The 15,706-nt window shown below is 70.5% G+C and carries 9 protein-coding genes and 1 tRNA gene; 1 reads left to right on the top strand and 9 read right to left on the bottom strand.

Annotation, left to right across the window (positions count from 1 at the left end; translation table 11 throughout):
- Window positions 1–422: 422 nt before the first annotated feature.
- Complete coding sequence (locus tag ACFWP7_RS22710) at window positions 423–1,667, bottom strand: SGNH/GDSL hydrolase family protein (RefSeq protein WP_384383700.1); 1,245 nt, start codon at window positions 1,665–1,667, stop codon at window positions 423–425.
- A gap of 386 nt (window positions 1,668–2,053) precedes the next feature.
- Here ACFWP7_RS22710 and ACFWP7_RS22705 point away from each other — a divergent pair, with 386 nt between their 5' ends.
- Window positions 2,054–2,290, top strand: a complete 237-nt coding sequence (locus tag ACFWP7_RS22705; protein WP_384383698.1) for a hypothetical protein — start codon at window positions 2,054–2,056, stop codon at window positions 2,288–2,290.
- Window positions 2,291–2,307: 17 nt separating this feature from the next.
- Here the strand turns inward: ACFWP7_RS22705 and ACFWP7_RS22700 are convergent.
- The 8 genes from ACFWP7_RS22700 to ACFWP7_RS22665 form a co-directional block, all read right to left on the bottom strand.
- A tRNA-Thr gene (locus ACFWP7_RS22700) sits at window positions 2,308–2,381 on the bottom strand.
- A gap of 106 nt (window positions 2,382–2,487) precedes the next feature.
- On the bottom strand, window positions 2,488–4,125 hold the full coding sequence (locus ACFWP7_RS22695; RefSeq protein WP_384383695.1) for an alpha/beta hydrolase: 1,638 nt from the start codon (window positions 4,123–4,125) through the stop codon (window positions 2,488–2,490).
- 293 nt (window positions 4,126–4,418) lie between these two features.
- Complete coding sequence (locus ACFWP7_RS22690; protein WP_384383692.1) at window positions 4,419–5,624, bottom strand: DNA polymerase III subunit delta'; 1,206 nt, start codon at window positions 5,622–5,624, stop codon at window positions 4,419–4,421.
- 219 nt (window positions 5,625–5,843) lie between these two features.
- The gene (gene tmk / locus ACFWP7_RS22685) at window positions 5,844–9,404 is read right to left on the bottom strand and encodes a dTMP kinase (RefSeq protein WP_384383689.1); all 3,561 of its coding nucleotides are present in this window, start codon (window positions 9,402–9,404) and stop codon (window positions 5,844–5,846) included.
- 205 nt (window positions 9,405–9,609) lie between these two features.
- Window positions 9,610–12,423 carry a type I DNA topoisomerase gene (gene topA / locus ACFWP7_RS22680; protein WP_384383686.1) on the bottom strand — a complete coding sequence of 938 codons (2,814 nt, stop codon included), beginning with the start codon at window positions 12,421–12,423 and terminating at the stop codon, window positions 9,610–9,612.
- Between the two features lie 236 nt (window positions 12,424–12,659).
- The gene (locus ACFWP7_RS22675) at window positions 12,660–12,857 is read right to left on the bottom strand and encodes a hypothetical protein (protein WP_384383679.1); all 198 of its coding nucleotides are present in this window, start codon (window positions 12,855–12,857) and stop codon (window positions 12,660–12,662) included.
- A 353-nt stretch (window positions 12,858–13,210) separates the two neighbouring features.
- Complete coding sequence (locus ACFWP7_RS22670) at window positions 13,211–14,737, bottom strand: methyltransferase (RefSeq protein ID WP_384383674.1); 1,527 nt, start codon at window positions 14,735–14,737, stop codon at window positions 13,211–13,213.
- Window positions 14,738–15,061: 324 nt separating this feature from the next.
- Window positions 15,062–15,664 (bottom strand): small secreted protein, encoded by a 603-nt coding sequence (locus ACFWP7_RS22665; protein WP_384383671.1) that lies wholly within the window; start codon window positions 15,662–15,664, stop codon window positions 15,062–15,064.
- Window positions 15,665–15,706: the final 42 nt, after the last annotated feature.

Below are 15,706 nucleotides of genomic sequence, written 5' to 3'. Positions count from 1 at the left end.
GCCCTCGGGTCGGTCAGCCACTGCGACACACGGTCAAAGAAAAGCAAAAGCCCCAGGTCACGGTGAGTGAGTCCTGAGGCTTTTACAGAGCCACCTTCGGGATTCGAACCCGAGACCTACGCATTACGAGACCGTGAGCGATCATGTTGCCTGGTGCCGGGTCGTGCTGCTGAGTGTCGTTCTTGCCGGTCAGAGCACGTGCGGCAGGTTGACCGTGCTACCCCGTGATGCACGGTCCAAAGGCGTCTGTCCACCGGCTGTCCACCGGGCGGGTTCTCACCGGGCCGCCAGGATGCGCCCGACCCACGGTGTCCCGGTTGGCGATCAGCGGGCCGGCGCCCGTGATGTCCGCGGTCACTTACTTGCCGTTGGCGTGCGCGCGCAGCGCGATGGCGGAACTCGCGGGCGGTGTGCTCGTGGAGTCAGTCGAAGAGGCTGAGGTTCACCGCGTTCGCGATGGCCTGCAGGCCCGCCTCGTTGGGGTGCAGGTGGTCGCCGCTGTCGTACGCGGGCAGGTAGTAGGTGGGGTTGGCCGGGTCGTGTGTGGCGGCGTCCTGGTCCACCACGCCGTCGCAGCCGCTGCCCGAGCCGCGGATGAACGCGTTGACCGCCTCACGTGCGGTCTCGCCGGTCTGCGTCCAGTAGCTCGCGCCCTGGTAGGGAGTGAGGGTCGAGCACAGGAACAGCAGGCCCGCCGAGTGCGCCTTGGAGATCAACTGCTTGAGTCCGGTGATGAGTTGAGCCGAGGTAGGTGGCGGCTTCGTGCTGCCCAGGTCGTTGATCGGGTCGTCCGAGAAAATCACCCAGCGCACCCCGGACTGGCCGACAACGTCCCGGTCGAAGCGGTTCAGCGCGCTCTGCCCGGCACCGTCGACGAGCAGCCTGTTGCCGCTGATGCCCTGGTTGAGCACGCCGACCGTACGGCCGCTGTTCTGCAGCCGGACCGCCAGGTCGTTGGGCCAGCGCCGGTTGGAGTTCGAGGCGGAGGCGACGCCATCGGTGAGGGACGCGCCGAGGGTGACCACCGAGCCTTTGGCGGCGCTGTTCTGCACGTCCAGGTTGGTGAGGAAGGAGTAAGTGCCGTTGGTGGCCGCTCCGCTGAGAGTGCCGTTGCCGCTGACATTGCCGGCCGCCACGTAGTTGGTCTGGTTGCCCTGCTGGTGGTACGTCGCCGAACCGGTGGAGTTGGGCAGATAGAAGCTGACGGCAACGTCGGCCAGCGCCGCCACCGTGAACGCGGTGGAGTCGCTGACCGCCGACTGGCCCGCGGCGATGGTCACCGAGGTCTGGCCGCCGAAGGTCACCGCCTTGTCGGTGCCGGTGTTCACCGACGAGCCGGAACTGCGCTGCGCCACGTGCACGTTCTGCACGGTCAGCGGCGCGGTGCCGAAGACGTTGGAGATCCGTACCCGGGCCGAGGTGCCGCCGATGCTGGTGTGCACGATCTGCCGTAGCGTCTGGTTGGCGTACGAGGGGCCGCCGCTCTGCGGGGACACCGACCAGCTGCCTTTCCAGCCGTCGATGACAGCTGTGGCGGCCGGCGCGGCGGTGGGAGCCGTGTCGGCGGCGGACGCCCAGGGCATGGGCATGAAGGCGAACATCCCGAAGGCCAGCGCGGCGGCCGTGAGGACCGCCCCGCGTTTGATGGAGCGCGCATGTCGTCGCAAGGGGTCTCCTGAGGTGGGGGAACAGAGGAGGACGCCTGGACTGTATGCGATCCCAGGGACCTCGCCAATCCCCTTGTAGGCGCGAATAGTTCCGATGACTGCACCGAGGTACGCCCCTCCGGGTTCCCTTTCCGCGCTCGAAGCCGTCCGGCACCGCTCGGACGTCGGAGGTATGAACCGCCGTGGTCCGCCCGAGACCGCCCGCCAGGTGCGGGCGCCGGGGATGCCGTTTGGAAGGTGAGGGTGATCCGCGGGCCGCCTGACGGATCGGGTGGTGCTGTGATGTCGGCGTCATGGGCCACGGCGATTGGCCGGGCGATGGACATTCCGAGCCCCAGGCCCGACTACCAGGCCCTCGCCCTCGACCTGCACCCCACGCTGGTCCTGTGGCAAGGCGTACCGAGCTGTCGAACAACCTCTCCGTCTGCGACGCTCACGACGTGGCCCTCGCCGAGAGCTTCGGTGTTCCGCTGATCACCACCAACACCCTGGCGATGCTCGCGCACGCCTTCCTCGCGGACATGGCCGCCGCCACGGGCGAAAGGGGGCCGAGGAAACGACACCCCGATTTGCATCGATTCGAAGGTCAACAGAAACAAGAAACCCCAGGTCACGGCGAGTGAGTCCTGGGGTTCCTCAGAGCCGCCTTCGGGATTCGAACCCGAGACCTACGCATTACGAGTGCGTTGCTCTGGCCATCTGAGCTAAGGCGGCGCGCCGTCCGCACTATGGTGCGATCAGCAACGCCGGTAAGTCTACACAGTTTCCGGGGGTGCTCAGAACACGCCCCGGGGGGTCACTTCCGGGGCGTGCGGCAGGGCTATGAGCAGCGCTTTCCCTTGGTGGAGGGGGTGCCCTGGAGGAGGTAGCGATCGATCGTGGAGTCGATGCAATCGCTGCCGCGGCCGTAGGCGGTGTGGCCGTCACCGACATAGGTGAGGAGGGTGGCGGAGGCGAGCTGGGAGGCGAGGGCCTGAGCCCAGGGGTACGGGGTCGCCGGGTCGCGGGTGGTGCCGACCACGAGGATCGGGGCGGCGCCCTTCGCCTCGATGTGGTGGGGTTCGCCGGCCGGTTTCACCGGCCAGTACGCACAGTTCAGGGAGGCCCAGGCCAGGCCCTCCCCGAAGACGGGTGACGCCTTCTCGAAGGAGGGAAGGGCGGTCTCCACCTGGTCGGGGCGGGAGAAGGCGGCCGGGAGGTCGAGGCAGTTCACGGCCGCGTTGGCGTACATCAGGTTCGCGTACCTGCCGTCGGCGTCGCGCTCGTAGTAACTGTCGGAGAGGGAGAGCAGACCCGCGCCGTCCTTCTCCTTCATCGCCGAGGTGAGAGCCTCGCGCAACTGCGGCCAGGCCGCCTCGTCGTACATCGCCGCGATCACGCCCGTCGTCGCGAGCGCCTCACCCAGCTCACGACCGTCCGCGTCGCCCGCCGGGATCGGGTCCGCGTCGAGCTGCTGGAAGAAGGCCTTGAGGTTCTTGCCGACCTGGTCCGCGCTGGTGCCTGCGCCGCCCAGCGGGCAGTCGCTCTGGCGTACGCAGTCCTTCGCGAACGACTGGAAGGCCGTTTCGAAACCCGCCGTCTGCCCCTCGGTCAGCTCGCGAGCGCTGAGCGACGGATCCATCGCACCGTCCAGAACCAGCCGCCCCACCCGGTCGGGAAAGAGCCCGGCGTACGTCGCCCCGAGGAACGTTCCGTACGACGCCCCGACGTACGTCAGCTTCTTGTCGCCCAGCACGGCCCGCAGCATGTCCATGTCCCGGGCCGTCTCCACCGTGGAGACATGCCTCAGCAGTTCGGCCGAGCGCTGCCCGCACCCCTCGGCGAACTGTTTGTAGGCGTCGACGAGTTGGTCCGTCTCCTTCTCGTCGTCCGGTGTGTTGTCCGTTTGCGTGTACGTGTCCATCTCGCGGCCGGTGAGACACTCCACCGGCTCGCTGCGGGCCACGCCGCGCGGGTCGACGGCGACCATGTCGTAGCGGGCGCGGACCTCCGCCGGGTAGCCGATCCCGGCGTACGCCTGGAGATAGCCGACCGCCGAGCCGCCCGGCCCGCCCGGGTTGACCAGCAGCGAACCCAGGCGCTTCCCCGGGCCTGTGGCCTTCTTGCGGGAGACGGCCAGCCTGATGTCGCCCGAGGCCGGCTTCGCGTAGTCGAGCGGCGCCTTCATCGTGGCGCACTCGAAGCCGGGCACACCGCAGGTACGCCAGGTGAGCTTCTGCCCGTAGTACGGCGCCAGCGTCGACGGCGTGGAACTGGGCAGCGCGGCCAGCACCGCGTCCGCCGTCGCCGTCGCCGTCGCCGTGGTCGAACTCCCCGAGGAACAGGCCGACACGAGCAACGCGGTGGCGGCCAGCAGCACGCCGCTCACACGGAGGGTCCGAGACGGTGTACCGGACCGCCTAGGGGAACTGATCGGCCGGCCGGACGGGGCCGACCGAGGAGTGCGCCTGATGTACATCCCGCGAGCGTAACCTTGCGCGATCAATTGATCACCATCAGTTGCCAATGGGGCTCGTACGGGTGACACGGTCAACTGGTCACGCAGGCCGGGAGAGCATCACCGGCCACCGGGACCACGCCGGAGGCACTCGGAGGTACGGATACGCGGAGGTACGGAAGTACGGAGAGCCGAAGCCGACCCAGAAACCCCGGAGGCCCAGAAACCCCGGAGGCCCGGAGAGCCAGAGGCCCAGAAAGCCTGAAGCCCGACTCAGAAGCCCAGAACCCTAAGGGCTCAGAAGCCCAACCCTGTCAGCCCGCCCGCAGCGCCATCGTCATCGCCTCCACCGCGAGCAGCGGGGCCACATTGCGGTCGAGGGCCTCGCGGCAGCCGGCGATCGCGTCGATGCGGCGCAGGGTCGCCTCCGGTGAGCTGCCGCGGGCCAGCCGCTCCAGGGTGTCCTCGGCCTCCGTGTTGGCCAGGGCCACGCGGGAGCCGAACTGGAGGGCGAGGACGTCGCGGTAGAACCCGGTGAGGTCGATCAGGGCCAGGTCCAGTGCATCGCGCTGCGTCCGCGTTCTTCGGCGCTTCTGGTTGTCCTCCAGCTCCTTCATGACACCCGCCGTACCGCGGGGCATGCGACCGCCCTGGGCCGCACCGAGGGCCGCCTTCATCTCCTCGGTCTCCTTGACGTCGACTTCCTCGGCGAGCTGCTTGGCGTCCTCGGACGCCGTGTCGATCAGCTCCTGGGCCGCCTTGAGACAGCCGCCGATGTCGTCGACCCGAAGAGGGAGTTTGAGGACGGCCGCCCGCCGCTCGCGGGCGCGCTGGTCCGTAGCAAGGCGACGGGCCCGCCCGATGTGGCCCTGCGTCGCGCGGGCGGCCACCGCTGCCACGCCGGGCTCGATGCCGTCACGCCGTACGAGGATGTCGGCAACCGCGTCCACAGGCGGGGTACGCAGGATGAGGAGACGGCAGCGGGAGCGGATGGTGGGCAGGACGTCCTCGATGGACGGGGCGCACAGGAGCCAGACCGTACGGGGGGCCGGTTCCTCCACGGCCTTCAGCAGAACGTTTCCCGCGCCCTCCGTGAGACGGTCCGCGTCCTCCAGAACGATGACCTGCCAGCGGCCTGTCGCCGGGGACAGCTGCGCGCGCCGGACCAGGTCGCGGGTCTCCTTCACACCGATGGAGAGCATGTCGGTGCGGACGATCTGCACATCGGCGTGGGTGCCGATCAGGCTGGTGTGGCAGCCGTCGCAGAACCCGCAGCCGGGGACGCCGCCCAGCGCGCGGTCGGGGCTCACGCACTGGAGCGCGGCCGCGAACGCCCGCGCCGCCGTGGAGCGGCCCGAGCCGGGCGGACCCGTGAACAGCCAGGCGTGCGTCATCTTGGACGCCTCGGGCGGCGGGGTGCCCGAGGCAATCGCCGTGACAAGGGTGTCGGCGTCGCGCGCAGCGGCGGCGAGCTGCTCGCTCACCTTCTCCTGGCCCACCAGGTCGTCCCACACGGGCATGGGGCACCGCCCTTCCGTCGTACTTCGCCCTACCGCGTCCATTGTGCGGGTCGCCACTGACAACGGGTCCCCGGGCCGAGGACGAGCGGTGGCGACCGCCGGATCTCAGCCGCGGCGGCCGCCGGATCTCAACGGCAGCGACCGCCGGATTCAAGCCGGGACGACCGCCGGACTTCAGCGGCGCCGACCGCCGATTCAAGCAGCGACGACCGCCGGATCTCAACGGCGGCGGCCGCCCTTCCCCCGCTCCTCGTCCCATTCGTCGTCATCGCGCTCACGCGGGCCCAGCAGTTCGTCCGCCAGCGTCGGGAGATCGTCGAGCGGGGTCTCCTCCGCCCAGTCGGGGCGAGGGCGTCGACGCGGGGTGCCCTCGGCATCGACCTGGGGCAGTTCGCGCGTACGGTCCGTGGAATCGTCGGACGGCTGCGCCTGCGCCGGACGCTCGTCCCGGAAGTAGCCCGGCGGCACCCGATCCGCAGGATCACCCGTGGAACTGCCGCCCGCACCCGCGTCCCGAACCGGCGGCAGCACGGCCGTCTCATCTGCCGCACCAGGGGCCACCAGCGGCAGTACCGCCGTCTCGTCCGCCGCGCCCGGAGTGACCGGCGGCAGTACGGCCGTCTCGTCCGCATCCCTCTCAGGCGCAGGCGGCTGCGGCAGCTTGGCCGTCTCCTCGGCATCGAACCGGGAACCAGCACGCGTCTCTGCCCCGGAGCCACCACGAGTCTCTGCCCCAGAGCCGGGCCGGGAGCCAGAGCGAGATTCCGCCCCGGAAACGGACCGGGCCCCGGAACGGCCACCCGCCCCGGAGTCGGACCGCGCACCGCCCGGACCCTCATCAGCCCGCACCGGCCGCAGCACCGCCGTCTCATCCACCGCCCCAGCCGACCCGCCCGGCGGCGCCACAACCGGCGTAGGCACGGTCGTCTCGCTATCCGCCAAGGACGAAGACGGAGCCGCAGTCGGAGCCGGAGCCGCAGATGAAGGCGAAGACGATGACGAAGACGAGTCCGAGGGCGAGGGCGAGGGCGAGGGCGACGGCGACGGCCAGGGCGAAGTCGAAGCAGCAGCCGACGAGTCCGAAGCCGAACCGGAACCCCCAGCCGCCGCAGAAGCCCCGGCCGAAGCCCCAGCCGAAGCCGACCCGGCAGTCTCCGCAGCCTCAGCCAACGCGGCTGCCTCCGCCGCAGCCGAAGCAGCCGCCGCTTCCTCCGCCCCCCTCCGAGCCTCCTCCGCCCGCAGCAAGGCTTCCTCGGCCTTCCGCTGCTTCTCCAGCCGGCGCTCCTCCGCCTCGGCGCGCAGCCGCGCCTCCTCGGCGGCCAACTTGCGCAGACGCTCCTGCTCCACGGCCCGCGCCTGGTCCTCCGCGAGCTTGCGGGCCTGCTCCGCCTCGGCACGGCGGCGGGCCTCCTCGGCACGCTGGCGGGCCTCCTCCGCCTGGCGCTCGGCCTCGCGTCGCTGGGCCTCCTCCAGCTCGCGCTGCTTGCGCTCCTCTTCCTCCGCGCGCAAGCGGGCGAGCTGCTCCTGGCGCTCGCGCTCCTGACGCTCCTCCTCGGCCTTGCGCGCGGCCTCCTCCTCGGCCTTGCGCCGGACCTCTTCCTCGGCCGCCTTGCGGGCCTCCTCCTGAGCCTTCACCTCGGCCTCGGAGAGGGGCAGCATCACGTCGAGCCGGTGCCGGACGACGGTGGTGACCGCCTCCGGCTCCTGCGCGGCGTCGACGACGAGGTACCGCCCCGGGTCGGCGGCGGCGAGCGTCAGGAAACCGGACCGCACGCGCGCGTGGAACTCGGCCGGCTCGGACTCCAGCCGGTCCGGCGCCTCCGTGAACCGCTCACGCGCCGCTTCCGGCGAGACATCCAGCAGCACCGTCAGATGCGGGACCAGCCCGTCCGTGGCCCACCGCGAGATCCGCGCGATCTCGGTCGGCGACAGGTCGCGCCCGGCCCCCTGGTAGGCCACCGAGGAGTCGATGTACCGGTCCGAGATGACGACGGCGCCCCGCTCCAACGCGGGCCGCACCACCGTGTCGACGTGCTCCGCGCGGTCGGCGGCGTACAGCAGCGCCTCCGCCCGGTTCGAGAGACCGGCCGACGACACGTCCAGCAGGATGGACCGCAGCCGCTTGCCGACCGGCGTCGCTCCCGGCTCCCGGGTCACCACGACCTCGTGGCCCTTGGCACGGATCCACTCGGCGAGCGCCTCCGCCTGGGTCGACTTCCCGGCCCCGTCACCGCCCTCCAGGGCGATGAAGAACCCGGAGACGGCCGGTGCCTGCACCGGATCGTCGCCGCCCCGCAGCGCGTCCCGCAGGTCGTGCCGCAACGGCACTCCGGAGCGGTCGTCGGCCTTGGCGAGCACCAGCGCGGCGACCGGCAGCAGCAGCGCGCCGACCAGCATCAGCGTGAAGGCGGCGCCCCCGTGCGCGAACACGAACTTGCCGCTCTCCAGGCGGTGCGGACCGATCGCGGCGGCCACCAGGGGTGCCACCAGCGCGCCGAGTGCCACGAACAGTCGTACGACCGCGTGCAGATGCTCGGTCGTCCGCGGCCGCCGGTAGTCCTCGGCCTCCTGGTCGAGCAGCGCGTGCCCAGTGTTGGCCGCGACGCCCGCGCCGATGCCTGCGAGGCCGACGAGCACCAGGACGGTGGTGACATCCGGAACCAGCCCGGCAGCCAGCAGCGCGACGCCGGTGAAGGCGATCGCCAGCGCGAGCAGCCTCCGCCGCGACAGCGTCGGCAACACGGAAGAGGCCGCACGGATGCCGATGACGACACCGCCGGTCAGCGCCAGCACCAGCAGCCCGTACGTCACCGGTCCGCCGCCCAGGTCCTTGGCGTGCAGCACGGAGACGGCGACGGCGGCCGCGATCGCCGCGGCGACGGCGGCGCAGGCCAGGACCAGCAGCGGAATCGCACCCGTACGGCCCGTGTCGACGGCCGTGCCCGTCCTGGGGCGGCGCAGGCCCTCCAGCGGCGACCGCGCGCGCGGGGTGCGTGCGTCGGGCAGTTCGAGGAAGGTGAGCACCGACAGCGAGGCGGCGAACAGCCCTGCGGCGACGTACGAGGCCAGCGCCGCCTGGTGCTGGCCGAACCAGGCGATTCCGGTACCGAGCAGGTTGTTGACGAGGGACACGACGACGAGGGCGGCGGCCGCGATCGGCACCGCCAGGAATGCCGTACGCAGCGACAGGCGCCGCAGGGCGTCCATGTGGTCCGGCAGCGGGCGCACCGTGGCGCCCTCCAGCGGCGGCGCGGGCAGCAGCGCGGGCGCCGCGCTCTCCCGGCACACCGTCCAGAACCGCTCGGCGACACCGGTCACGAAGGCGACGACGAGGATGGCGGCGAGCGCGTCGTCCGGCGTCCAGTCGATCCACAGGGGCGCGACGATCAGGAGCGCGGCCCGCAGGCCGTCCGCCCCGACCATGGTCCAGCGCCGGTCGAGCAGCCCTTCATGGGACGTCAACGAGGTGAGCGGACCCAGGAGGACGGCTCCGAAGAGCACCGTCGCGAGAACGCGTGTCCCCAGGACGGCCGCCACCGCGAGGGCGACTCCGCGGTAGCCACCGCCGAAGGAACCCTCGGAGATCGCCGCCTGCAGGGCCAGGACGACCAGGACCAGCAGGGCCAGGGCGTCACCGACACCTCCCACGAGCTGGGCGCTCCACAGCCGTTTCAGCTGCGGCTGGCGCAGCAGAGCGCGCACGGCGCGCTCGCGGGAATCTGCGACCAGGGCGTCGTCGGGGGCCGGATTGTGGGCCGTTGGCTGCTCGGCTCGCGTCATCCTGACAGCCTATCCGGACCCACCGACTCCCCGAAGAGGTGGCCGAACATACGGACGCCCCCACACCAAAAGGTGGAGGGGCGCACACGCGTCAGACACACGAAGGACGGTTGCCAGGCGGGCACCAGGCTCCCGCCACCTGCTAGACCGTGTCGTCATATTCCCGGCCGCCTCGCGGGCGACGACGGGAATGTGACGACAGGACCTAGCCCTCCGAAGCCGCCGTCTTCTTGGCGACGGTCTTCTTGGCGGGTGCTTTCTTGGCAGCCGTCTTCGAAGTCGTCGTCTTCTTGGCAGCGGTTTTCTTGGCAGGGGCCTTCTTGGTGGCCGTTTTCTTGGCGGGAGCCTTCTTCGCGGTCTTCTTGGCCGGCGACTTGGCGCGCTTCTCGGCGAGCAGCTCGAAGCCGCGCTCCGGGGTGATCTCCTCGACGCTGTCGTCGGACCGCAGGGTCGCGTTGGTCTCGCCGTCGGTCACGTACGGCCCGAAACGGCCGTCCTTGACGACGACGGGCTGCCCGCTGACCGGGTCCGCGCCCAGCTCCTTCAGCGGCGGCTTGGCGGCCGCACGGCCGCGCTGCTTGGGCTGGGAGTAGATCTCCAGCGCCTCTTCCAGCGTGATGCTGAAAAGCTGGTCCTCGGCGGTGAGGGACCGCGAGTCCGTACCCTTCTTCAGGTACGGCCCGTAGCGCCCGTTCTGCGCGGTGATCTCCACGCCCTCGGCGTCCTTGCCCACCACCCGCGGCAGCGACATCAGCTTCAGTGCGTCGTCCAGCGTCACCGTGTCGAGCGACATCGACTTGAACAGCGAGGCCGTACGCGGCTTGACGGCGTTCTTGCCCGTCTTCGGGGTGCCCTCGGGGAGCACCTCGGTGACGTACGGGCCGTAGCGGCCGTCGCGAGCGATGACCTGGTGACCCGTCACCGGGTCGGCACCGAGCTCGAAGTCGCCGCTCGGCTTGGCGAGCAGCTCCTCGGCGAGTTCGACCGTCAGCTCGTCGGGGGGGAGATCCTCGGGGACGTCCGCGCGCTGGTGGTTCTCGGAGTCCTTCTCGCCGCGCTCGGCGTACGGGCCGTAGCGCCCGACGCGCAGCATGATGTCGTTGCCGATGGGGAAGGACGACACCTCGCGGGCGTCGATGGCGCCCAGGTCGGTGACGAGCTCCTTGAGGCCGCCGAGGTGGTCGCCGTCGCCGTTCCCGGCCTCGGCGGCACCCCGCGCGTCGCCCTCGCCGAAGTAGAACCGCCGCAGCCACGGAATGGACTGCGCCTCGCCCCGCGCGATGCGGTCGAGGTCGTCCTCCATCTTGGCGGTGAAGTCGTAGTCGACGAGCCGCCCGAAGTGCTTCTCCAGCAGGTTGACCACGGCGAAGCTCAGGAAGGACGGCACGAGAGCCGTGCCCTTCTTGAAGACGTAGCCGCGGTCGAGGATGGTGCCGATGATCGACGCGTACGTCGACGGGCGGCCGATCTCGCGCTCTTCGAGCTCCTTGACCAGGCTGGCCTCGGTGTAGCGGGCCGGGGGCTTGGTGGCGTGCCCGTCGACCGTGAGCTCCTCGGCGGACAGCGGGTCGCCCTCGGCCACTTGCGGCAGCCGGCTCTCGCGGTCGTCCAGTTCGGCGTTCGGGTCGTCCGCGCCCTCGACGTACGCCTTCAGGAAGCCGTGGAAGGTGATCGTCTTGCCGGACGCGCTGAACTCGGCGTCGCGGCCGTCGGCGGACGTGCCCGCGATCTTGACGGTGACGGAGTTGCCGACCGCGTCCTTCATCTGGGAGGCGACGGTCCGCTTCCAGATCAGCTCGTACAGCCTGAACTGGTCGCCCGTCAGGCCCGTCTCGGCCGGGGTGCGGAAACGATCACCCGACGGGCGGATCGCCTCGTGCGCCTCCTGCGCGTTCTTGACCTTCCCGGCGTACGTCCGCGGCTTGTCCGGCAGGTAGTTGGCGCCGTAGAGCTGCGTGACCTGCGTACGAGCGGCGGAGATCGCCGTCTCGGACAGGGTCGTGGAGTCCGTACGCATATAGGTGATGAAGCCGTTCTCGTACAGCTTCTGCGCCACCTGCATGGTGGCCTTCGCGCCGAAGCCGAGCTTGCGCGAGGCCTCCTGCTGCAGCGTCGTCGTACGGAACGGGGCGTAGGGCGAGCGGCGGTACGGCTTGGACTCTACCGAGCGGACCGCGAAGTCCGTGTTCTCCAGGGCGGCGGCGAGCGCGCGGGCGTTCGCCTCGTCCAGGTGGAGCGTGTTGGCGCCCTTGATCTGGCCGAGCGAGTCGAAGTCGCGGCCCTGGGCGACGCGCTTTCCGTCGACGGCCGAGAGGCGGGCGACCAGCTGCGAGGGGTCGGACGCGTCCCCGGTGCGGCCGGTGCCGAACGTGCCCGTCAGGTCCCAGTACTCGGCGGAGCGGAAGGCGATGCGCTCGCGCTCCCGCTCGACGACGAGGCGGGTCGCCACGGACTGCACGCGGCCCGCCGACAGACGCGGCATGACCTTCTTCCACAGGACCGGCGAGACCTCGTAGCCGTAGAGACGGTCGAGGATGCGGCGGGTCTCCTGGGCGTCGACCATGCGCTGATTGAGCTCGCGCGGGTTGGCGACCGCGGCGCGGATCGCGTCCTTGGTGATCTCGTGGAAGACCATCCGGTGGACCGGGACCTTGGGCTTCAGGACCTCGAGAAGGTGCCAGGCGATGGCCTCGCCCTCGCGGTCCTCATCGGTGGCGAGGAAGAGTTCGTCGGAGTCCTTCAGCAGGTCCTTGAGCTTCTTGACCTGGGCCTTCTTGTCAGCGTTGACCACGTAGATCGGCTGGAAGTCGTTGTCGACGTCCACGCCGAGGCGGCGCACCTCGCCGGTGTACTCCTCGGGCACCTCCGCGGCGCCGTTGGGAAGGTCACGGATGTGCCCGACGCTCGCTTCGACGACATAGCCGGGGCCGAGATAGCCCTTGATCGTCTTCGCCTTGGCAGGCGACTCGACGATGACGAGTCGGCGGCCGCCGTGTGCGGTGTCGCTGGTCGGGGACAACTTCGCTCTTCTCTCCGGTCGACGCGGGGGATCTCCCCAGGCCTTGCTCCCGGGGGTCGGATGGTGCTGACGCTGCGGAGTGTGACGGTACATCCCGCCCCCGTGTCAAACGGGAAAAGCCCGCAACGGCCACTCGAACGGTAACCCGACTACCGCCATTCCTGCCGCCCGGAGTGCCGACCAGCCGTTTCGGCTCTATCCGGAGTGTGACCTCCCAGTTACCGAAGTCGTCGCCTTCACGCGCGCGTGATGCACCAGATCGCGAGCACCAATGCCCCCACTGCGGCGACGCTCGCGAGCGTCGCCGATGCGACGTGGTTCACACCGACGGCGACGGGCTCGCCGCGACGCAGCCTGGTCGCGGTCCAGGCCAGCAGTCCGCCTCCGAACAGCGCGAACACCGCCCCCGCGAAGATCGCCGGTCCGCTTTCCACGGTTCTGTCCTTCCGCCCGAGTCTTCAGGGTCGGGACGCTGACAGGCCCCGGCAGCGGACACACGAACCCCCGGTGAACACCGGGCGGCCGACACCCCATGAGTCCCTCCGACCGGGCCACAGGTGCGACACGGTGCGACACGGGCCCGCCGCACCAACTCGTCTCGAACTTGTTGCTTCCGGACTTCGGAATCCCGGGAGTCGTACGCACTCGGCGATCGGGAGTCGTACGCACTCGGCGATCGGGGGTCGTACGTACCCAACGATCAGGAGTCGTACGCACTCAGCGGTACGGAGACGCCCTCGGGCGCGATGCCGCAGGCTCACCCTCAGCCCTCAGCCCTGATCCCTCATCACCCCGCGGGCTCAAGGAACCCCTGCTCCACCAGCAGCCGGATCTGCGCGGGCGTCCGGTCCCGCAGCAACACCGGATCCTCGCCGACCAGTTGGGCGATGGCGTCCAGAATCCGGCCGGCGCTCAGTGTGCCGTCGCATACACCGGCGAAACCCGCGCCGACCGTGTCGACCTTCGTGGCCCGGCGCATCCCGCGGTTCTGACGCAGCACCACGTGCTCCGGGTCCTCGGCGCCGGGCAGCCCGACCTGCTCCTGGACGACCTCGACCGCGAGCCTGAAGTGCTCGGCGAGCAGGGCTGCGTCGTCGTGCGCCCGCAGATAGTCCACGCGGTCGAAGTGCGCGCGGACGGCCTCGCCGAGGGGCTGTTCGACGGGGTGCGGCCACTCCTCGACCGTGATCGAGGGCTGGGCGGCCACGGCCCTGCGCAGCGTGATCCACCCGAAGCCGACCGCCTTCACCTTGCGCGCCTCGAACTCGTCCAGCCAGGCGTCGTACCGCGCCTGGTACTCGGCGGGATCCACCCGGTGGTCGCCCGCGTCGCGCAGCCACAACTCGGCGTACTGCGTGACGTCCTGGACCTCACGCTGCACGATCCACGCGTCACAGCCGCGCGGCACCCACGACCGGAGCCGGTCCTGCCACTCCTCGCCCTCCACGTGCTGCCAGTTGGCCAGAAACTGCGCGTATCCCCCGTCCCTGAGACGCTCCCCCGCCTCCTGAACGAGCGTCCGGCACAGATCGTCCCCGCCCATGCCGCCGTCGCGGTAGGTGAGCCGGGCACCCGGCGAGATCACGAAGGGCGGGTTCGAGACGATCAGGTCGTACGTCTTGTCGGCGACCGGTTCGAAGAGGGAACCCTCCCGCAGGTCCGCGGCAGGGGCGCCGGAGAGGGCGAGGGTGAGCGCGGTGATGTGCAGCGCGCGCGGGTTGACGTCGGTCGCGGTCACGCGGGTCGCGTGCTGAGCGGCGTGCAGGGCCTGGATCCCGGAGCCGGTGCCGAGGTCGAGGGCCGACTCCACCGGCGTACGGACAGTGATGCCCGCGAGGGTCGTGGAGGCGCCGCCCACGCCGAGCACGACGCCTTCGTCCCGGCTGCCGATGCCACCCGCGCCGCCGACGGCACACCCCAGGTCGGACACGATGAACCAGTCCTGCCCGTCGGAGCCGCCGTAGGGCCGGATGTCCACGGTCGCGGCGACCTCGTCCCCGCCCACCCGTGCCAGCCAGCCGCTCTCCACACAGTCCCCGACCGGCAGAACGTCCGCCACGCGTGCGTGCGGCACGGGCTGCTGCAGCAGGAAGAGCCGTACGAGCGTCTCCAGAGGCGTGTCCCCCCGGGTGGCCCGGAGCGCGGGCACGGTCTCGCTGCGCGCCAGCGCCGCGTACGCGGGAGCGCCGAGCAGATCGAGCAGGCCATCGGCGGTGAAGGCCGCCCCGAGCAGGGCGTCACGCAACCGGGCTGCGACGTCGGTGCGGTCGGACGAGGGCAAGGGTGACTGGCTGGTGTGGCTCACGTCCCCCATTGTGGCCGCTCGCGCCGACGGGCGCGTGCGGCTGTGGACAGCCTTGCCGACCGCCATGCACACCTGTGGACAAGTCTGTACCGACCCCGCCGTAGGCCTGTGGACAGTCGGCGCCCCCGCAAGCCACACAGCCGGCGCCACACAAAGCACACAGCCGGCGCCGCACAGGCCCACACCCTCGGCGCCACGCACAGCACACAGCCCACGCCCCCGGCGCCCCACAGGGCACGCCGATGGCCCGGCACGCGCGCGTACCGGGCCATCTTTCGGTTGACGAACGATCACCCTCCTGGGATCACCCCGGGAGAACCGGCGTCGTCCGCATCACCCCTGGGTCGAAGAAGGCGAGGCGGACGCGGAGGCAGGGGCGGACTTGCAGCTCTCCTGCGTGGCCATCGCCTTGCCGACGTCTCCCTCTTCGAGCTTCTTCAGGGCGTCGTTCCCGCTCTTGCTCAGCTCGCCCAACTGCTCGGCGACCCCGCTGAGTCCGTCCGCGAACTTCGCCTGGTCCTTGGTGTCGAGGGCGTCCGACTGCTTCACCAGGTCGGCGTAGGACGTGGAGAGGCCGTTGAGCTCCGTGACCGCGTCCTCCTGCTTCTTCGTGCCGTCGTCGACGTCCGGGGGCCCGACGTTCTCGATGTCGGTCGCCATCGTCTTGTAGGCGTCGGAGATGTCCTGGAAGCCCGTGGAGTCGGCCTTCTGCACCTCTTCCGGCGTGCTGTCGTCCGAGGTCTCCTGCTGGATCTGGGCGTTGGCCGCCGCGATCTTCTGGATCTGCGGCTGCACCGCGTCACAGACCTGCTTGGCCCAGGAGTTCAGCTTGTCGTTGCCGTCGTCGCTGCTGCATCCCGACAGCGCCAGTACGAGTACCGCACCGCCGGACAGTGCGGCCGCGAGCTTCTTGTTCACCGGATTGGTCCCTTCCATGGCTCTCGGCCCCGGAACATACACGGCATGCGCGCGACATTC

This window comes from Streptomyces sp. NPDC058470 (assembly GCF_042721055.1).
Classification (GTDB): domain Bacteria; phylum Actinomycetota; class Actinomycetes; order Streptomycetales; family Streptomycetaceae; genus Streptomyces.
This window is presented reverse-complemented; position numbering and strand designations above follow the sequence as displayed.